The sequence below is a fragment of the Flavobacterium crocinum genome (assembly GCF_003122385.1).
Lineage (GTDB): Bacteria > Bacteroidota > Bacteroidia > Flavobacteriales > Flavobacteriaceae > Flavobacterium > Flavobacterium crocinum.
The window spans coordinates 2,605,771-2,627,800 of the sequence record NZ_CP029255.1 but is presented as its reverse complement, the minus strand read 5'-3'; the positions used below and the strand labels follow the sequence as shown (position 1 = coordinate 2,627,800).

Sequence of the window (22,030 nt, the reverse complement as noted above, 5' to 3'; positions counted from 1 at the left end):
AGATTTGGCTGATTATGCCGATTTATATAGAAACTATAAAAAAAATCTGCTAGATCTGTGGAATCTGCGTGAGAAAAATTATTCAAAATAAAAACAAACATTCCTCTATAAATAAATTTGCACATTTTTATTAGATTGTTTGAATCCGCTGGAGATTTTTCTCTAAGCGGATTTTTATAAAAAAGCCGTTTTGAAGGTTATAAAAACGGCTTTTTGTGCTTTATCTTGGCTCGTAATGTCTAAACGTTTGCCAGTATTTATCTTTGTAGATTTCGTAGCTTATATCAAATGAACCAGCATATTTTTTGATTAATTGATCTGCAGTTTTTGATGGTTTTCTGAAGTCTTTACAAGTGAAAAAGATTTCTCTTTTATTGTTTACTGTTTCTCTCCCAAGATTTAAATAACCATCTGAATCTGGTAAGACGGACATTATTTCCTCTTCAATTTCATCTAACAATTTGTACATTCTTTCATCAGGTAATCCTCCATTATTACAATCTTCAAAAGGAATTGAAATGATAAAAACCCAAGGATGCGAAGCTTTTTTATCCCACTCTAAAAGTGTAGTATTCATTAAAGACAAAACCATAAGTCCCTCTTTAGTTCTTCCTTCATAATTTGCATAACCATCATTTTCTGTATTATGTCTCGTTCCTTCGTATTTTTCAACGAACTCCTTTTCTCTCCAAATTAAATAATCTTTCAATTTTTCGATAGGAATCAATTCTTCAGAAATATCATTTGATCCCAGTACTTTCATATTATCTATTAAAGTAACTGAATGCAATTCGCCTAAATAATTATCTAAGAAAATATAAACCGCATTGGTTATTTGCGATTTATTTTCTTCAACATAATTATTATATACAATAGTAAGGTCTATTTCATCAGGATAGTTTTTATGAATGGTTGGATAAAATTTTAAATTATTTGTAGAAAATTTTTCTCCTTCATAATTAATACTAAAATCATCTTTATCTGTCCCATATTTAAGAGCTGTAAATTTCCAGCCTTCAATTTGAGGAGCACTATGAACTAGTTCTTCAATTGCATAGATATTTTTAATAATTCCGTCTGGAGTAAAAACTAGTTCAGCTGTTTTATCATCAAACATTCCAGTTAAAAAATAAATACCATCGTGAACTTCATCTAATTTTGGCACTAGTTTATCAAAAAACTCTTTATTTATATTTTCTCCGTTTTGAACCGTTTTAAAAAACTCTTTTTCATTTTTTAAAAACCAATTCCAAAAATCAGCATTAGATTGTATTGGAGCTTCTTTTTTGCCCAATATTTTATCAAGAAAACCCATGTATTACTTATTAATTTTAATTTTTTACTAAAAACAAACTTAAGGAAAAGTGCTTTTAAAACATAAGAATATTTCTATAAAAAATTCCAAAAAACAAAAAGCCGTTCTGAAGTACTTAGAACGGCTTTTCTATAAAAATTTCACTTTTTAAACTATATTTTCAGTATTCAGTTTACTATTTTTTCGGCTGTAGCCAAAATAAATCAGCAATCCGACTATTAACCAAACGGTGAAATAAATCCAGTTCCATACACTTAATTCGGCCATCATGTACAAACAGCAGATTAATCCCAAAAGCGGAATCAAAGACAGATTTTTTCTGAATGCCCAAACCGCTAATCCAACCAAAACAAATAAGAATATCCACATTGGAATTTTGTGTTTGAACAAACTAAATCCAGATTCGTATTTTGCATTATCTGCAATTGGCAATCCTTTTACAACTTCAGCATACTTTGCTTCATCGTCTTGATATTGCCCTAATAAATGTTCTAAATCTGATGTTTCAGCTGTTTTATTGTTTACTTCGATGCTTTCTAAATATTTAAAAACTTTCTCCGATTCTGATTTATCTAAAGAAGTTACAATCGAAGTCGCATCGTAAATCTGTGGTTCGTTATTGATAAATGCCATTGTCGCTTTATTGTTGAAAGCAAAAGCATAATACAAGCCTGCAATCATTAATACCGGCAAAATGAATTTTGAATTGACATAAGGCGTTTTGAATTTTCCTCTCGGAATTTCAGGTTTGTTTTGTAACACCAAAACTCCTGCACAAACCAAAACAAAGGCAAATAAAGTTCCGATACTGCATAAATCCGTTACCATTGTTAAGTTTAAGAATAATGCTGGAACTGCCACTACAAAACCGGTTACAATTGTAGCAAAAGAGGGCGTTTTGAATTTTGGGTGAACAGTAGAGAATTTCTTTGGCAATAAACCATCACGACTCATACTCATCCAAATACGAGGCTGTCCCATTTGAAAAACCAATAAAACACTTGCCATTGCTACTACCGCACTTACCGCAATAATTCCTGACATCCATTTTAAATCCAATTTATCAAAAACAAATGCCAAAGGATCTCCGACATTTAATTCGTGATATTTTACCATTCCGGTTAAAACTAAGGCAATAGCAATGTACAAAATAGTACAGATAATAATTGCCCACATCATACCGCGTGGTAAATCTCTCTGCGGATTTTTACATTCTTCAGCAGTTGTTGAAATCGCATCAAAACCAATATAAGCAAAGAAAACTGCAGAAACTCCTTTTAAAACGCCTCCTACTCCATTTGGCGCAAAAGGATTCCAGTTTGCTGTATCTACATAAAATATTCCAACTGCAATTACTAAAAGTACCACACAAAGTTTTACCACAACCATTAAATTACTCGCATTACGAGATTCTTTCATTCCTCTGTAAACCAAAGCAGTAATTAGGATAATAATAAACAACGCCGGCAAATCGGTTACAAAATGGAAAGATCCAATTGTTGGAGCTGTTGTCCAGGCTGTATGTGCCTGTTGTAAAGCTGTACTTAAATTTTCAAACGATTTTCCGCCTCGCATTAAAGCTTCGGCATCTTTAAATCCGTTTGAAGCTGTTAGATAATCCATCTGAATCCATTGTGGTAAATGGATTCCGCCACTCTGGAGCAGTCCAGTAAAATAATCACTCCACGATATGGCAACGGTTATATTTCCGACGGCATATTCCATAATTAATGCCCAGCCAATAATCCATGCAATTAATTCTCCAAAAGCTACATAAGAATACGTATAAGCACTTCCTGAAACTGGTACCATAGATGCAAACTCAGCATAAGCGAAAGCGGCAAAACTACATGCTAAAGCGGTAAATAAGAATAAAAAGATTACCGCTGGCCCACCGTCTGCACTGGCTTTTCCAATTGTACTAAAAATTCCTGCTCCAACAATAGCTGCTATTCCGAAAGCTGTTAAATCCCTTGTAGTCAAATGTTTTCCTAATGCATTATGACCGTCTGTTTCGTTCTGTGCAACCTGCTTCAGAATATCCTGTACTGTTTTCTTTCGGAATAAACTTGAAAATGTCATATATGTTTTGCTGTTATAAATTAATTTAATTCAGTCGTTTTTGTTTTATTTTGCAAATAATGCAAATTTTATCGTTAAATCAAATATATAAAACGATTTTGTTTTGAGTGGTGTTTTTTTCTGCCACAAAGTCGCTAAGACTCTAAGTTTTTTTTCTGCCACTAATTTCTCGAATTATTTTTTTACCATAGATTGAATGGATTCGCACAGATTAAAAAACTTAATCCAACCTTATAAAAAAATCATTTTAATCTAATTAATCTGTGGCAAAAAAATTTAATCTTTTCTTCAACTCTTAGTATTCTTTGTAGTTAAATCTATTTCTGGAACAAATGTAACATTTCTCAAAATGAGCTTACTAATTAAGTAGTATTTAATTTTAAAGAATTATTTTATGGAAAAAATCTCAAGACGTTCTTTTGTAAATAAATTTGGACTTGGTGTTGGAGCTTCGGTAGCAATGACTACGCTTCCTTCTTTTATAACCGAAACAGAAAAAACTCATGTGCCTTACGCCGGAAAAAAATTAAATATTGCTTTATGCGGTTTAGGAAACTATGCTTCATTATTAGCTGAAGGTCTACAGGTTTCTGAATACTGTCAACTTGCGGGAATTGTTACCGGAACACCTTCTAAAGCCGAAGCATGGAAGAAAAAATATAACATCCCTGAAAAGAATATATACAATTACGAAAACTTCGATGCAATTGCCAAAAACAAAGATATTGACATGGTTTATGTTGTCACTCCAAATGCATTGCACAAAGAATTTACTGTTCGCGCTGCAAAAGCAGGAAAACATGTTATCGTAGAAAAACCAATGGCGATTACTGCTGAAGATTGCGAAGAAATGATAAAAGCCTGTAACGATAATAACGTGCAATTGGCAATGGGTTATCGTTTGCATTATGAACCAAATCATCTAGAAATAAAACGTCTGGGACAAGAAAAAGTTTTAGGACAGGTTCGTTATATTGAAACTGGTTTAGGTTATAGTACTTATGATGTTCATGACATAAATAAACCAGTCGATTTAAATGCCCGCAACCAATGGAGACTGACTAAAAAATGGGCCGGAGGCGGTTGTTTGATTAATTTAGGAATTTATTGCATTCAGGTTTCGCGTTATGTTTTAGGCGAAGAACCAATTGCTGTTACCGCACAATTTGGAAATATAAACAACAAAAACAGGTTTTCTCAGGTTGAAGAAAATATTACCTGGCAAATGGAATTTCCAAGTGGTGCTGTTGCGAATTGTAGTAGTTCTTACGGTTTTGGCATTGATAGATTTTACGCTGCTGCAGATGAAGGTTTCTTTGAAATGAGTCCCGCTGTCAGTTATGGTCCTTTTATAGGCAAAAGATCGGATGGGAAACCATTTAATTTCCCGGTTATCAATCAGCAGCAAACCCAAATGGATGAGATTTGTAAAGTGATTTTAGCCAATAAAAAACTTCCCAATCATATTACTGGCGAAGAAGGAATTAAAGATGTTAGAATTATTAATGCTATTTATAAAGCGGCTGAAACTGGTAAGAAAATTATACTTTGATCTTTTTTGCCACAGATTAAAAGGATTAGAATGATTTTTCAATCTTTATCTAAATAATTTTTCACGCAGATTTAAAATGATTTAAGCAGATTCGAGCAGATTTTATTTAAATCTAAAATAAAATCTGCGTGAATCTGCAAAATCTGCGTGAAAAAAAAATCTAATATCTACACTCTAAAATCTAATATTTTAGACAGCTTCTCAAAATACTAACCGGATGCTGTGCTTCACGTTTTGTCCCGTCATAAATTTGATGACGACAACTTGTTCCTGCAGCCGCAATTTTTACATTTTCGGCGGTGTTACGTACTTTTGGGAATAAAGTATCTTCTCCCATCTGCATACTCACTTTGTAGTGCTCTTTTTCGTATCCAAATGAACCTGCCATTCCGCAGCAACCTGAATTGTAAATAGTAACTGTATTATTTTTAGGCAAATTCAGCATGGCAAAAGTAGCTTCAACAGAACTTAGAGATTTTTGATGGCAATGTCCGTGAATTTTAATTTCTTTAGTTTCGTCTGAAAATGAATCAGGAGTTATTTTTCCGTCTATGATTTCTTTTTTGAAGAATTCTTCGATTGTGAATGCATTTCGAGATAGTTTTTCCGCAGCTTCTTTATCATCGGCCAAACGGAGATATTCGTCTCTGAAAGTCAAAATAGCCGAAGGTTCAATTCCAATTAAAGGCGCATTGGCTAAAACCAAATCTTTAAACACATTTACATTATGATTGGCGATTTTCTTCGCTTCTTCTAAAAAACCTTTTGACAGATACGTTCTGCCACTTTCTTCATGATCTACAACCAAAACCTGATAACCTAATTTGGTTAATAATTCGAAAGCATCAATCCCGATATTAACATCGTAATAATTCGTGAATTCATCTACAAACAGATACAATCTTCCATTTGGAAAATCTGTTGCTGTTGGCTTATGATTTTGATACCATTTTCTAAAAGTCTTTTTCGCTAAAAGCGGAACCTGTCTTTCAGGAGCAATTCCCATTGATTTTTTAACCAATGACTGATTCGAAATAAAATTCGTAATTGACGGGAACAAACTTCCCATTTTATTCAGTTTGGCATTGTTGGCAAAGATTTTACTTCGAGTTGAGAATCCGTTTGCTTTTTGATATTGGTATAAAAATTCGGCTTTTAAAGTCGCAACGTCTACGTTACTTGGGCATTCGCTGGCGCAGGCTTTACAGCTTACACACAACTCAAAAACTTCGTATAATTCTTTCTGGTCAAATTTGTTTTCTTTTTCAGAATACGTCAAATATTCTCTTAAAGCGTTTGCACGTGCGCGAGTGGTTTCTTTCTCATTTCTGGTTGCTCGATAACTAGGACACATCGCTCCTCCTGCTGATGGCATTTTTCGGCAATCGCCAGAACCGTTGCATTTTTCAGCTGCACGCAAAATTCCTAAACTGTCTGAGAAATCCTGAAACGTTTTAATATCTGGTTCTACCCTTCCCGAAATAACACGATGGTTTTCGTCCATTTTCAGGGCATTGACAATCTTTCCAATATTTAAAACTGAGTTTGGATCAAAAGCTAATTTAAGTCTCTTTAGCAATTCATAGTTTTTATCCCCAATCATAAACGGAATAAACTCACCGCGTACGATTCCGTCTCCGTGTTCACCACTTAACGAACCTCTATATTTTTTAACCAAATGTGCCACATCCGTTGCAATGGTTCTGAATAATTTTAAGTCAGATGTTTTCTTTAAGTTCAAAACCGGACGAAGGTGTAATTCTCCTGCACCGGCATGTGCATAATAAATTGCTTCTTGTCCGTGGCTTAACATCATGGCTGAAAATTCAGCAATATATGCTGGTAAATCACTTAATTCTACCGCTGTATCTTCGATAGAATCGGCTGCTTTATCGTCGCCTACAATACTTCCTAAAAGACCTAATCCGGCCTTTCTAAGTTCGTTGGCTTTATCAATATCTGGCCCGTAAATTTTAACGCTGGCATAACCAAAATTGTGTTTATCTAAATCTGCAATTAACGCATTCGCTTGATTTTCTGCATCTTCTAAATTGTGCGAGGCAACTTCAAACAACATAATTGCTTTTGGTTCTCCAACTAAAAAGAAACGGTTTTTAATGTGTTCCCGATTTGTTTTAGTACAATCCAAAATCGTGTCGTCGATCATTTCACAAGTGTACAAATGATGTTTCATTGCCACCACAACAGATTCTAAAGATTCCTGAATGGTATGATAATGTGCCACAACCATAATATTATGAGCCGGCGGCAAATCATCTACTTTTAAAGTAACTTCGGTTGTAAAAGCCAAAGTTCCTTCGCTTCCGCAAAGTAGTTTTCCTAAGTTTACTGTTGATTCAGTTCCGCCAAATAATTCTGATTTTAAAAGAATATCAACGGCATAACCTGTATTTCTTCTATGGATTTCCGGTTTTGGAAATTCTCTTATAATTTCTTCCTGATTTTCCTTTATCGAAAGTTCGTCGTAAACGCTTTTGTAGATTTTATTTTCTAAAGTATCTCCTTTTGTCTTCTCCATAAATTCAGCAGAAGTCAGTTCGCCAAAAGCTACTTCTGTTCCGTCACTCAAAATCGTTTTTACCTCAACAATTTTATCACGCGTTACGCCGTAACGAATCGAAGTGGTTCCTGAAGAATTATTTCCCACCATTCCGCCAATCATCGCTCGGTTTGAAGTCGAAGTGATTGGAGCAAAAAATACATTATAAGGTTTTAAGAATAAATTCAGTTCATCACGAATTACTCCTGGCTGCACCGTAACGGTTTTCTTTGCTTCGTCATATCCAAGTATTTTAGTGAAATGTTTCGAAACATCTATTACCAATCCGTCTCCAACCGCCTGACCTGCCAATGAAGTTCCGGCTGTTCTGGGCGTAACAGAAATATTGTGTTTCGACGCAAAGCGAATTAACTTACTGATGTCTGCCGTAGTTTTTGGCAGTGCCACAGCATTTGGCCTAATTCTGTATACCGATGCATCGGTAGAATAAAGTGTTTTATGAAGATCATCATATAAAAGTGTTCCTTCTAATGATTCGGATAACTGCTGTAACTCTTGGTTTGACATTATATTCTAATTTGTTGTCTAAAACTGATTTTATTTTTTGTTGATGAGATTACAAAATTACTGTAATTTCAATAGTTATATTTCTTTTTTTTTTGCCACAGATTTAAAGGATTAAAAAGGATTTTTATTTCACGCAGATTTAAAAAAGATTTAAGCAGATATTGCAGATTCTTTTTTATCTAAAATCAAATCTGCCGAAATCTGCTGGATCTGCGTGAAAAATTCTTCTTAATCCTTTAAATCTTTAGTAAACTTTTAATTATTAATCTGCTTCCAGATTTTTGCCATAAAATCATCCTTGTACATTAATCTGTTGGTTCTTGTTGGATTTACGCGATTGGTTAGAACAATGAGAAATCTGTTATTGTCCGGGTTCATAAAGAAAAAAGTTCCTGTAAAACCCGTGTGACCAAAATCATCTGCTTTGAAAAATTCATCTGGTTTTCTTTTATCAAAGCCAAGTCCGCGGTAGATTCCTTCTTTTGCTAAAGGCGATTGTGTAAATTCTTTTACCACCTTCGCATTCAGAATTTGTTTTCCTTGAAATTTTCCGTCATTTAATAACATTTGACAGATAACAGCAATGGATTGAGCATTGGCAAACAAGCCTGCATTTCCTGAAACACCTCCAAAAATTGCAGCGGCTTCATCATGAACATAGCCTCTAATAGTATCTTTTCTAAAGAAATTATCTAATTCTGTCGGCATTACATTTTCAATAGATGTCCATTTTAAAGGATTGTATCCAATTTTAGAAATACCCAATTCTGTGTAAATTTCATTAGTCAATTGATCGAGTTTTTTTCCTGTTTTGGCTTCGATCATTTCCTTTACCAAAAGTAAATTTAAATCGCTGTACACATATTTTCCTCGTGGATTAACATTTGCATTAGCAATCTGCTCATAAACTGTTTTGTAAAATTCAGGATTCAGCCACATATTTTTATAAACCTGAATCCAATTTTCTTTGGGTGTAAACGAAAGATAATTGACATCGTAAATTATATTTTTGTTTACATACATAGTATCAAACAATTCCGGATATTCTGCAGATTTTTTATCACTCAAAAGCGGCGAACCATCGGGTGTTGAAAGCAGACTTTGATAAAAAGTAATGCTGGCTTTTAATCCTGAAGTATGTGTTAATAATTCAAAAAGCGTTAAATCGGCAATTGGAGTGTTTTTAAAAAAAGGCACTGCGTCGCCTACTCTGTCCGTCAATTTTATTTTATCCTCTCCGACCAAACGCATAGTTACTAACGTTGCGCCCAAAACTTTAGACATCGAAGCCAGATCGTAAACATCCTCATTTTTCACAGCGTGTTTTTTAGAGCAATCCTGAAAGCCATAATTTTTCGAAATAAAAACAGCATCCTTGTTTCCCACCATAACCTGAGCTCCAGGAAAAAATCCTTTCTCAATCGCATTGGTCATCATTGAATCGATATAAACTTCATTTCGTTTTACATCAAAAGATTTTTTGGAATTTTTCTGAGCATAACCACTTATTCCTGAAAAAATCAAAAAAGCGAATACAATTTTAAATGTTCTATTTTTCATTATTACATTTTTATTTTGTTGCAAATTCTACTGGAATACTTTCCGTTTGGGTCTGACTTAAAGCTGAAACAGCATAAACATAATTTTCTAAATCAGGATTTGGAACTTCCAATTTTGTAAGCGTAGTCACGTAATAAATATTTGCCGAATTGGAGAAATCAGTAATTTTTCCTTTTGAAAATCTGTAAATCACATATTTCTTATCGTACATTTCGGCTTTCCAGCTTAAAACTGCTTTATCGCCTTTTTTAGCAATTACTGCATTGGTTGGCGCATTTGGTTTTATTCTTGTAATTCTGTTTGCTTCAGGAGTTAAAGCAATATATTTATATTGTTTTTCAATTAAAGCATTTCTTAACGTATCGCCTTTTTTGAAAAATGAATTTGCTGTAAAATGCATCGAACCGTCTATCAAAGGCATTTTACGAATCATTTCTATTTGTTTTACTATTTGATCCGGACTCCTCCATTCCGGCTCTTTTGCGGTATTCGAAATTTTATAATCGCCATGACCAACATAAACTTTTGCACCATATTTATGTTCTGCCCACCATTTTGCCAAAATTTCAAAATTAGCTCTGTCAAAACCTATGTGCCAGTACAATTGCGGTGTTACATAATCGATCCAGTTTTCTTTCTGCCATTTTAAAATGTCGGCATACAAATCATCATAATTGGTGGCTCCTGCCTTAGTGTTAGAACCCTGAGAATCTTTCGCAATATTACGCCATACACCGAAAGGCGAAATTCCAAATTCAACTTCTGGTTTATTGGCTATAATAGTATCTCTGATTTGCTTGATGATTAAATCAACATTATCTCTTCGCCAATCGTCTTTGTCTTTAAACTGACGAGGTTCTTTAGCGAAAGCTTTTTCATCCGGAAATTCTTGTCCTTCTATTTTATACGGATAAAAATAATCGTCCATGTGAACGGCCTGAATATCATAATTTCGAACAATCTCGCCTACTACAGAAGACACAAAATCTCTGGTTTCTTTGTAACCCGGATTAAAATATCTTGATTTTCCGTAGGTTAAAAACAGTTCTGGTTTCTTAAAATATAAATGAGATTTAGTCAATACATCTTTTACAGTGTCTTTTTGTACTCGATACGGATTCAGCCAAACATGAACGTTCATTCCTCTTTTTCCTGCTTCATCAATCATCATTTGCAACGGATCAAATCCGGGAGCAACGCCTTGAGTTCCGGTTATCCAATGCGAAGCTGGTTCTTTTGTTGATTTGTAATATGCATCAGCCGTTGGTCGGATTTGAAAAATTACGGTGTTTAAATTATTAGATCGCAAATTATCCAAAATGCTAATCATTTCAGCTTTCATCTGTTTGTCTGACAAACCTGGTTTTGATGGCCAGTCGATATTATCTACGGTAGAAATCCACGCTGCACGCATTTCTCTTTTGGGAGATTCCTGACTGAAAAGTTTTGTTTGAAAGAGCAATATTAGGATTATGAATTTTAGGTTTTTCATAAGGTTATATTTTGATTAGCTAGTTGTCGTTTAATAATTTAACCGCTAAGTTCGCTAAGTTTTACGCAAGGTTCGCTAAGTTTTCTTTTTAATCTCGCAAAGTCGCAGAGTCGCAAAGTATTACTTAAAGCTCATGAAAGAAAAAAACTTTGCGACTTTGCGAGAAAATTTGTTGGCTAGAAAAAAACTCTTAAAAAATTATTCCAACAAAAAGATTCCGCCTTCAATTAGTGAAGCCCAGACTTGTCCTTTATCATCAACTGCAAATCCGTTTACACTTGAACTTCCCAGATTAATTTGTTTGATGATTTCAAATTTGGCTGCATCGACGATTATCACTTCTCCTTTTCGGCTTCCAATATAAATTTTATTCTTATTTTCTACTATTCCTGCAGGATTGTGCTCGTATCCTAATTTTAGATCCAGAACTTTACTTTGTGCAATTACATTTTCTTCTGTCAACTCAATAGTATCGTTCAATGGTACTCTTACCAGTTCTCCATCCATTGTTTTGCCATAAAACCATTTGCCGTCCTGGCTTTTCCCCATTGATTCTCTAATTTTCCATTTAGAAGTTCTTAAAAGCGTTTTCCCCGTTTCAATATCTAAAATGGTTAAGAAACGCTGTGGCGTAACAAAATAAAGTCGGCTTTTTGTTGCAACCATATTGACATTTCCGGCCGAATACAGAATTTGCTTATCATTACCATTATTCCATTTCCAGATTAGTTTTCCTGTGTTTTTGTCCAAGCAATACACGTACGAGTCCCAAACTCCAAAAATTATTTTATCGCCTTGTATTAAAGGAACTCCTTGCGAATAAGATGCTGGTAAATTATTTTGCCAGATTACTTTACCCGTTACAGCATCTGCACAAATAAAAGCTGTTGAACTCGCTGTATAAATTTTATTGTTTTCTGCAATTGGCGAACCTACCAAAACACCGCCAACCGGAATTGTCCATTTTTGTTTTCCGGATTGTGTATCAAAACCTTGCAGATTTCCTTCGATAGTACCAATAACTAAATTATTTTTTACAATGATGGGCGAAAAATAAATTGAATTTCCTGTTTCGGTTTTCCAGTTCACACTTTTGTTTTTCAAATTTACCGATTTTATTTCTCCAATAGAATTTGTAAAATAAAGGTTCTTTTTATCAAATGCCGGAAGGCTGTAAATAGAAGCAATATCTTTTATAAAAGGAGATTGCATTGCCAAGCTATCTTTCGGGATTGTAATTTTAGAAGGTTTTGACGGAACCGAAAATCTAAAAACTCCCGGTTTATCTATTTCTTTTTGATAGATACTGATACTGTCTTTGCTGATAATTACCTGATTATAACTTTTTGTTTTTCCGTCAAGCGAAGTGATAGAAGTTCCCATTATACCGCTCAAACCAGAGAAATCATATTTTCTTAAGGTATGTCCGTGACCGCAAAAAGTGGCAACAGTTGGATATTTTTCTAAAACCGAAAGTACCTCTTTGTAATTGCTGACGCTGTTATCTAACGGATAATGAGCAAAATTCAGCACTTTTTTATTGCTGTTTTTAAGATTTTCTTTTAAGGTTTTATCGAGCCAAAGCACATCTTCGTGTTTCACAAATCCGTCGCCCATTTTCATGTACGGCCCGCATGGAAATCCAATAAAAACATAATCTCCTTTTGAAAATACAAACCGATCCTCTCCAAATATTTTTTTATAAGTCAAACCGGCGCTTTCACTCCAGTTTGTTTCATGGTTTCCTGAAATTACATAATAAGGTATTTTTAATTTAGAAAGTATGGAATGAACTTGTTTTAATTCATCATCGGCACCACGATTAGTCAAATCTCCGGTTACAATTGCAAATTCAAAATCAGAATTATTGATTTCTTTTACGATATTCTGCAGTAAAAAATCATTATCATTTCCTACTGAAACATGCAGGTCGGTAAGCTGTATAAACTTGATATTTTCTGATTTTTCCGGATTTTGAGAAAAACCGGAAACTATTATAAAAAGCAATAATATTCTTGAAAATAGATTTTTCATTGGTGTTTTTTTTATTTATTAAACCTTCATTTAAATTATATGTCTTTGTGTAAGATGCAATGCGGTGCATCTCTACAATTTTTTTTCTCACGCAGATTCGGCAGATTTAATTCTTGGAAATTTATGCTTCAGCAATTCACTATCGCTCGATTTATGGAAAAAAATCTTTTAAATTCTTTCAATCTGTGACTATTTTAATTGATTGAAAAAATACCTAACAGGTTTTAAAAACCTGTTAGGATAGGTAACCAACCAAAATTTATGCATTACTTTTTTTATGGGTAAAATCGCAACACACACTTACTTATCTAATTTTTTATTTTGTCGTTGAAAAAATTATTAAAGAACAGCAACTGAAACTTTAAAGAGTTTTCCCAATATTTAAGATCATGTTTTCCCGGGCGTTCTATATAATCGTGATTTATTTTTAAGGTTAACATTTTAGCATGAAGCTGTCTGTTTACTTCCATAAAAAAATCATCAACCCCACAATCGATAATCAACTTTAAATTATTGTCTTTTACCAAATCAAGCATATTGGTAACGGTATTTTTATCCCAATTCTCAGGAAATTCCGTGATAGTGCCAAGACGTTTTTTAATATCCCAGTTATCAGGAAATGGTCTGAAATCTACTCCACCGCTCATACTTCCAGCTGCTCCAAATACATCCTGATGTTTGAAAGACAAATACAAAGCGCCATGTCCTCCCATACTTAACCCTGAAATTGCTCTGTTTTCACGATTGGCAAGAGTCTTGTATTTTTTGTCTATATAAGGAACTAATTCTTTTATAACATAAGTTTCATACTTAAAATTAGGATCAATTGGACTGTCAAAATACCAGCTTGAGTAATTTCCGTCTACGCCTACTACAATAAAATTATATTGATCTACCTGACTTTTTAGTTCTTTGAAATCTTTTGCCCAGGAACCATAATTTCCGCTATATCCATGAAGTAGATAAACCACGGGAAATTTTTTATCCATTTTTTTATAACTCTCCGGGAATATAACACAGCTTTTTATATTCTTATTCATTGAAGGGCTAAAAACCTGAATTGTGTCAACTGTAGCTGCTTTTGCAGAAAAAAACAAGAGAATTAAATATAAGGTATAAAGTGTTTTTACCTTATGCTTTTTTATAAATAAGGTTTCCTCACTTTTTTGAAGTCTATTTGGAGTAGAGGAATGGCTTTTCATATAATATGGTTTTGTTAGAAAATAGTTTTAACAAATATATACAAAAAACAAATCAATTACATTATTTTGCGTTATTTAACAAAATCAAATACAAATAACGCAAAAACATGCAAAAATAATTATAAATGGTATTTCTTTAAAGTATAAAAACTCCGGATTTTCTATATTCTTCAAGACTGATATCTTCCGGATCTAAATCAGTGACAATAGTATCCAATTGTTTTAAATCGCAAACGACATGAGGCATTTTCGTATTCAGTTTATCAGAAGAAAACATCGAAACCACTCTGTCAGAAGCTTCTATCATGGCTTTTTTAACAATTGAGATTTCATATCCAATCTCTGTCAAACCTTGTTTTATATTAATACTGCTGGCGCCTATAAAGCAAATGTCAGCTTTAATTTTTGATACTACCTGAATCACATCCATACCAATTGTTACCATTGCATTTTTCTGCATTTTCCCCCCAATAAAGATCAGATCAATATTTGGATGCTGTGATAACTGCATTGCTATTGGAAGACTATAAGTATAAATAGTAGCTTTTAAATCTGCCGGAATTAGCTTTGCAAAAACTAAATTAGTGCTTCCGCCGCTCATTATAATCACCTGATCATCATGAAGTAAAGACAATGCTTTTGTAACTATCCTCTTCTTTTCGTCCTCGCCGGATATATTAATATTAAAAACGTCGGTCGATTTTTCCGTTACCTGCACTGCCCCACCGTAAACCTTCTCTAAGAGCTTTTTACTATCCAGTTCGTTTAAATCTCTCCTAATTGTGTCCTCCGATAAATCCAGAGCCAAAGCCAAATCAGTTGTGACAACTTTTTGTTCTTCAACAAGTTTCGTCATGATATATTTATGTCTTTCGGCTTTCAGCATTGTATTAAAAGTTTAAGTTCACGACAAATATATCAAATAATTTTATTGAAATATAAAAGCACTCTTAATATCTGCATTAGTTTGCATGTTTTAATTAAAAATCCGAAATACAAAAAAATAGCTATTTAAAAAATGCGTTATTTTGCGTTATTTGAAAGATTTTTTAAAAATATTAACACAAAAAATGCATTTGTATGCAATAAATAAATATATTTGCTTAACAACCATTAAAAAAACCAAGTAATCATGAAAAAACTATTTCTTATTTCATTGTTGGTTTTGTTCATTCAAGCAACTTTTGGGCAAACAAAAACAATCACTGGAACGGTAAAAAACAAAGCAGACGGATTCCCCATACCTGGCGTCAGTGTAGTTATTCAGGGAACCACCAATGGAACTACAACTGATTTTGACGGTAACTACAGTATCAGTGTAGCGCCAGGACGAAGCCTTAGCTTCAGTTATATGGGTTTTGAAACCGTAACAATCAAAATTGAAGGACAACAAAAAGTAAATGTTGATCTTTCTCCAAGCATGGCAAAACTGGATGAAGTAGTTGTAGTAGGTTTTGCTTCTCAGAAAAAAGCAAATCTTACCGGAGCAGTTGCAAAAGTAGATGTTAAAAAAGCTTTAGGAAGTGTTCCTATTACTGATATTACAAGAGGTTTACAAGGAACTACTCCAGGGCTTAACATTTCTTTTAAGTCTGGTAGTATAGGTAAACAATCAAGTGTTAATATTCGTGGAATGGGAACTATTGTAAACGGAGAAGCCTCAGGGTCACCACTTATTTTAGTAGACGGTGTTCCTGGCGATTTATCAATGTTAAACGCTGAAGATGTAGAATCGATGTCTGTACTTAAAGACGCTGCTTCTGCTTCTATTTATGGTGCTCGTGCTGCATTTGGAGTTATATTAATTACTACTAAAAGTGGTAAAAATTCGAAAGGAAAAGTAAGATTCGCTTACAGCAACAATACAGGATGGAGTAACCCTATTTCTTTAGTTCAGTTTAATGATCCTACAGTAGAACTTCCTGCAATGATTGAAGCTCAGGCCAGAGCCGGGAATGCAAATCCGGAATCTTTTGGTATGAACTACAAAACATTATTGCCTGGTATCATTAACTGGAAAGAAAAATACGCTGCAACAAGAAACCCTAATGACAAAAACATGATCCTGGGAGAAGATTTTGATGTTATTGGAGGAAAAGAATATTTCTACAGAATTTGGGATCCGCATGCTGAAATGTTAAAAAAGAATGCGGTACAAACTCTTCATAATTTATCTGCTCAGGGTTCTTTGGGCGAAAAAAGCACGTTTATTGTTTCCTTAGGTCTTGCTAATCAGGACGGTGTAATGAAAATCAATAACGAAACCAACCAAAGATTCAATCTTAATCTTGGTATGACAACAGAGTTAGCAAGCTGGCTTACAGGAGATTTCAAAGTATTAGGAACTTTCCAGGAATATGACTCTCCTTTTAACTACTATAATAATGGTGTCGATACTGCCGGTAACGGGTATTTCGGATATTATATGCGTTGGGGTTCTTATTTTCCTTATGGAACTTATAATGGAACTTACTTCAGACATGCACCTGGTTATATGGCAAATGCATCTCAAAACGAAAGTAAATCCAATGATATTAGGATAAGCGGAAGACTTACTGCTCAAATTACAAAAGACTTTAATATCGTTGGAGAATATAGCTTTAATACAAATTACTCTAGTCTAAAAATGAACGGTGGTCAGGTTCCTCTTTGGGACTGGTGGACAAGTGCAGCTGACTTAGTTGCCGGAAAACCTACATCAATGGAAACGGCTAATGATTTTGTAGCGCAATCCAAATCATCTTACATAAGAAATGTAGCAAATATCTTTGGAAATTACACTAAAACATTAGGAGAAAACCATAACTTTAAAGTATTAGGAGGTTTAAACACAGAGTGGTATGATTTTGAAAGAACGTATGCTCGTAGAAATACACTTTTGGATAAAACCAAACCTGAATTTAACTTAGCTATTGGTGATCAATTTACTGCACCTCTTGTTGCTAATGACATTTTAAATCCAGGTTTATCCAGATATGCAATTGCAGGATTTTTTGCTCGTGTAAATTACGATTACAAAGGAAAATATTTATTGGAAATAAACGGACGTTATGATGGTTCCTCAAAATTCCCGACTAATGAGCAATGGGGATTCTTCCCTTCTGCTTCTGTTGGATATAGAATTTCTGAAGAAAGTTTCATGGAGGGAACAAGAAGCTGGTTAAATGATTTGAAAATCCGTGGATCTGTTGGTTCAATCGGAAATCAAAATATAGCTAACAATGCCTTTTTACCAGTTATGACTAACGTTACTACTAACCCTAACCCCTATTGGATAGGTAGCGGTTCAACCATTCCTCCTACTGTTAATCAGCCTTCAAATGTTGACCCAAATTTAACTTGGGAAAAGGTAACTACTCAGGATATTGGTATTGATATTCGCATCTTTAATATGCTAGGTTTAACATTTGATTATTATCAACGTGATACTAAAGGAATGTTAGCGCCAGGTAAAACACTTCCGGGTTCATTTGGTCAGGCTGCTGCCAACACCAACTCTGGAAATTTAAGAACGACTGGTTGGGAACTTGCTCTTAACTTTAACAAACAAATAAACAAAGATATTAACGTTTATGCTGACCTTACACTTTCAGATAATACGACAGAAGTAACAGAATGGAACAACTCTTCCAAACTTTTGGGATCTTTTTATGCAGGTCAAAAATTAGGTGAAATCTGGGGATTAGAAACAGACCGATTAATTCAATCAACAGATCAGATTGATGCAACAGGCTTAATAGTAAATGGTGTTGATTACAAAAACATAAGAACTGGTGCTTTTAGATATGGTCCTGGAGATGTAATGTATAAGGATCTAAACGGGGATGGAGTTATCTCAAGAGGAGATGGAACAGCTACGAATCCAGGAGATTTAAAAGTTATTGGTAACACAACTCCTCGTTATCAATATGGAGTTCGTTTAGGTGGTGCTTTATATGGTTTTGATATCGATGCTTTCTTCCAGGGAGTTGGTAAACGTGAATACTGGACCACTTCTGACTTAGTATTACCATTCTACAACAGAACAGATGCTATGTATGAAAACATGAATGATTACTGGACACCAGAAAATACAGATGCTTATTTCCCTAATCCATACCCTGGACATGCCGGTAATGCTTTTGGAACTTACGCTCCTGGATCAAACAATTTTGTGGCGCAATCACGTTATCTGTTAGATATGTCTTACTTACGTTTAAAATCGATGACTCTTGGATATACTTTCCCAAAAAGCATTTCTCAGAAAGCTGGATTTGATAAAATAAGACCGTATGTTTCTGGTTTCAACTTAGCTACCTGGAAAAGCAGCAAATTACCTGTAGATCCTGAAATTAATGAAAGCGAATCTATGTGGGGAAGAACTTTCCCTTATTCTAAAACGTGGTCAGTAGGTATACAACTTGCATTTTAAAAAATGTATTAAAAAATTAAAATTTAATTAAGATGAAAAAATTAATAATAAATTCAAGGATAAAACTTTCAGTTGCCTTACTTACTTTTGCAAGTTTGACTGTTAGCTGTTCAGATTTTTTGGATACACCGCCAGAAGATGTATTTACAGATGCAAACTTTTGGACTTCAGAAAATAACGTAAAAACGTTTTCTTGGTTAAACTATAATACGTTTAATGGATACGGAAATAATGCTGGTACTACAGCTGATTTTTACTTTCACGCTTCGTCTACAGGATTAATAGATGACAATTTAGCCATGAACGTTTTTACTAACTTTTTAACGGCTCCTAATGCAACTAATGCAAACTGGAACGAATATTACACTTTGGTTCGCCGTTGTAATCTTATGTTAGAAAGAGTGCCAAATGTACCTATGGATCAAACGAAGAAAAATCACTATATAGGTGTTGCAAAGTTTTTCAGAGCTCATACTTATTTTCGTTTAGCACAGCAGTTTGGCGATGTGCCGTATACAGATAAGTATCTAGCGCAAAGTGATGCTAATGTTTACAAACCGGCTTTATCGAGAGCTGAAGTAATAGACAATGTTATAAAAGATTTGGAAGAAGCAATTCCGATGTTACTAAACGTTGATGATAGCAATGTTACTGTAAATAAATATACTGCTTATGCATTATTAAGCCGAGTATGTTTAAGCGAAGGTACTTACAGAAAATACAATTTAGGACAGAACGGAAATGCTTATCTTCAAAAAGCAAAAGAAGCTTCTTTAGCGGTAATGAATAATAATTCTTTCAAACTAAATGCAGATTGGAAAGCACTTTACAACTCTGTTGAGTTAATGAATAATACTGAAGTAATTTTAACCAAAAGATATATTAAAGGTGTTTTAGGAAATTCAGTACAAGCCTATACTAATACCTCAACAGTTCAAAACGGATTGACAAAATTTGCTGCAGAAAGTTATGTAACTACTAATGGACTTCCTATCAAGCAAGCTGGAAATGCTCAGTTTTTAGGCGACAATACTATTGCCAATACTTTTGCCAACAGAGATCCAAGATTTGCTAAAGCTTTCAGTACAGCAGATTATGCTTACTCTGATAAACCTTACAATGGTTTAACCTCTATCACAGGTTATGTATTCCAACTGTATAATAACCCTGCTACAACAGGTACAGACGTTTCAACAATTGGACAAAATCAAATTGACGCTCCAGTTTTTACACTAAGCGAAGTTTATTTGAATTATGCTGAAGCCTGTGCAGAATTAGGAACAATTACTAATGTTGATCTTGATTTATCACTGAACAAAGTTCGTACACGTGCAGGAATCGCTACTTTGACTACAGATGGTACAAATGCCACTGCTGGTGGAGTACTAATAAACGATCCGCAAAGAACAACTGCATTAGAACAACTTTCAGGAATTGTTAATCCAATTATATGGGAAATCCGTCGTGAGCGCAGAATTGAGTTTATGAGCTGGACTACTATGAGAAAAGAAGATCTTATGCGCTGGAAAAAAGGAGATTACCTGGATACTAATGCCAATCCTGATGTTGTTTTAGGAGCTAGAATACCTGCTTTGATAGGAGGAAATACTAAAACTAAAGTAAACGCACAAGGATATGTAATTCCTTACGCTGCAGGTGTGTCTAGATTGTTTGTATCGCCAAAAAATTACCTGAGTGCAATTCCAACTAATGATATCAATTTATACGCTGCGGAAGGTGTAGAACTGAAACAAAATCCTGGTTGGTAATTCCCTTTTCATAAATAGACTATTTGCCCCTTTATAATAAAACTGCCTCTGGAATTAATCTAACCAGAGGCAGTATTTAAAAATCGCTTTTTCATTGCAAATTCAATGAAGAAAAACCTATAATACTACAATCTGAAATTTCAGATATTCATTTCTCATCATCAATCACAAAGAACAACCAATCAAATAATAACTTAATTTTATTAGTCTGTTTTTGGCTTTAACTATTAACTGTAATTAAAATGATAAAATTCATCATAAAAAGTGTTCTTATTACAGCTTCTCTGTTTATAACGTCTTTGCATTCTTATTCGTTTTCAACAGCTGTAAATTGCAACACATCAGAAATCAATCCTCCGACAATAAAAACCGGGGCAGATAATTACGAGAAATATTTACCGCTTTTAAAAGACAAAAAAATAGGAATTGTAACCAATCAAACGGGAATTTTATCTGACAAAACCCATTTAGTTGATTTTTTACTGGAGAAAAAAATTGCCATTCAAACCATCTTTGCTCCGGAACACGGTTTTAGAGGAACTGCAGATGCAGGTGAACATATTGTTGATGGAAAAGACCCTAAAACCGGTTTATCAATAATCTCACTATACGGAGATAACAAAAAACCAAAACCTCAACAATTAAACGGAATCGACATTATGATTTTCGATTTGCAGGATGTTGGAGCCCGTTTTTACACCTATATTTCTTCTTTGCATTTTGTAATGGAGGCTTGCGCCGAAAACAATTTGCCGCTTATCATTTTGGACAGACCAAATCCAAACGGAAGTATTGTTGACGGTCCGCTTTTAGAAAAAGAATTTACCAGTTTTGTTGGTATGCATCCTATTCCACTCCTTCACGGAATGACAATTGGCGAATATGCTCAAATGGTTAACGGACAAAAATGGCTTAAAGACGGAGTGCAGTGTAAATTAACAATTATTCCCTGCTCTAATTACAACCGCAATATGGAATATAGTTTACTGGTAAAACCTTCTCCTAATTTACCAAACGATCAATCTATAAATTTATACGCCAGTTTATGCCTTTTTGAAGGAACCAATGTAAGCATGGGACGCGGAACGGAAAAGCAATTTCAAATTTATGGTTCTCCTTATTTAACCAAAACAAATTTCAGCTTTACGCCAAAACCTAACTTTGGAGCCAAAGATCCGCTTTATAACGGAAAAGAATGTTTTGGCGAAGATTTAACTTCCTACCCAAAACTCAAACAATTAGAATTAAAATGGCTCTTAAAAGCCTATGAGAATACCAGTGACAAATCGAAATTTTTTAATGCCTTTTTCACCAAACTTGCCGGAACAAGAAAACTGCAACAGCAAATTGAATCGGGAGTTTCAGAAAAAGACATTCGGGCAAGCTGGAAAAAAGATTTACAAGCCTTTCAAATCATGAGAAAACCCTATTTACTCTACTAAATAAGGCATTTTTAAAAACCTAAAATTTCCAAAACCGACTATTTTTTATAAAATAGAGGATTCTTATACAAATAATCGAAATC

Annotated in this window: 12 protein-coding genes; 4 read left to right on the top strand and 8 right to left on the bottom strand. The window is 34.1% G+C overall.

The window, feature by feature from the left end:
- Window positions 1–220: 220 nt before the first annotated feature.
- Together HYN56_RS11785 and HYN56_RS11780 are read right to left on the bottom strand one after the other, a co-directional pair.
- Window positions 221–1,315, bottom strand: a complete 1,095-nt coding sequence (locus HYN56_RS11785) for a DUF695 domain-containing protein (RefSeq protein WP_109192350.1) — start codon at window positions 1,313–1,315, stop codon at window positions 221–223.
- 147 nt (window positions 1,316–1,462) lie between these two features.
- Entirely contained in the window at window positions 1,463–3,397 is a 1,935-nt protein-coding gene (locus HYN56_RS11780; protein ID WP_109192349.1) for an amino acid permease, read from the bottom strand.
- Window positions 3,398–3,791: 394 nt separating this feature from the next.
- Between HYN56_RS11780 and HYN56_RS11775 the strand changes: the two genes are divergently transcribed.
- Window positions 3,792–4,949, top strand: coding sequence for a Gfo/Idh/MocA family protein (locus HYN56_RS11775; RefSeq protein WP_109192348.1), 1,158 nt, complete (start codon window positions 3,792–3,794; stop codon window positions 4,947–4,949).
- Window positions 4,950–5,130: 181 nt separating this feature from the next.
- On the opposite strand, the gene HYN56_RS11770 is transcribed toward HYN56_RS11775, so the two are convergent.
- From HYN56_RS11770 to HYN56_RS11745, 6 genes are all read right to left on the bottom strand, one after another.
- A complete protein-coding gene (locus tag HYN56_RS11770) occupies window positions 5,131–8,037 on the bottom strand; it encodes an FAD-binding and (Fe-S)-binding domain-containing protein (RefSeq protein WP_394336271.1) in 2,907 nt (968 codons plus the stop codon).
- Between the two features lie 255 nt (window positions 8,038–8,292).
- Window positions 8,293–9,597, bottom strand: coding sequence for a serine hydrolase domain-containing protein (locus tag HYN56_RS11765; protein ID WP_109192346.1), 1,305 nt, complete (start codon window positions 9,595–9,597; stop codon window positions 8,293–8,295).
- A gap of 10 nt (window positions 9,598–9,607) precedes the next feature.
- Window positions 9,608–11,089: a glycoside hydrolase family 10 protein gene (locus HYN56_RS11760; RefSeq protein ID WP_109192345.1), complete on the bottom strand. Its 1,482-nt coding sequence runs from the start codon at window positions 11,087–11,089 to the stop codon at window positions 9,608–9,610.
- A 198-nt stretch (window positions 11,090–11,287) separates the two neighbouring features.
- Window positions 11,288–13,123 carry an outer membrane protein assembly factor BamB family protein gene (locus HYN56_RS11755; protein WP_109192344.1) on the bottom strand — a complete coding sequence of 612 codons (1,836 nt, stop codon included), beginning with the start codon at window positions 13,121–13,123 and terminating at the stop codon, window positions 11,288–11,290.
- 308 nt (window positions 13,124–13,431) lie between these two features.
- Window positions 13,432–14,325 carry an alpha/beta hydrolase gene (locus HYN56_RS11750; protein WP_109192343.1) on the bottom strand — a complete coding sequence of 298 codons (894 nt, stop codon included), beginning with the start codon at window positions 14,323–14,325 and terminating at the stop codon, window positions 13,432–13,434.
- Between the two features lie 136 nt (window positions 14,326–14,461).
- A complete protein-coding gene (locus tag HYN56_RS11745; RefSeq protein WP_109192342.1) occupies window positions 14,462–15,211 on the bottom strand; it encodes a DeoR/GlpR family DNA-binding transcription regulator in 750 nt (249 codons plus the stop codon).
- A 246-nt stretch (window positions 15,212–15,457) separates the two neighbouring features.
- On the opposite strand from HYN56_RS11745, the gene HYN56_RS11740 reads away from it, so the two are divergent.
- From HYN56_RS11740 to HYN56_RS11730, 3 genes are all read left to right on the top strand, one after another.
- The gene (locus tag HYN56_RS11740; RefSeq protein ID WP_109192341.1) at window positions 15,458–18,736 is read left to right on the top strand and encodes a SusC/RagA family TonB-linked outer membrane protein; all 3,279 of its coding nucleotides are present in this window, start codon (window positions 15,458–15,460) and stop codon (window positions 18,734–18,736) included.
- A gap of 32 nt (window positions 18,737–18,768) precedes the next feature.
- Window positions 18,769–20,505, top strand: coding sequence for a RagB/SusD family nutrient uptake outer membrane protein (locus HYN56_RS11735; protein ID WP_109192340.1), 1,737 nt, complete (start codon window positions 18,769–18,771; stop codon window positions 20,503–20,505).
- A 242-nt stretch (window positions 20,506–20,747) separates the two neighbouring features.
- Entirely contained in the window at window positions 20,748–21,947 is a 1,200-nt protein-coding gene (locus HYN56_RS11730) for an exo-beta-N-acetylmuramidase NamZ family protein (protein ID WP_109192339.1), read from the top strand.
- Window positions 21,948–22,030 lie beyond the last annotated feature (83 nt).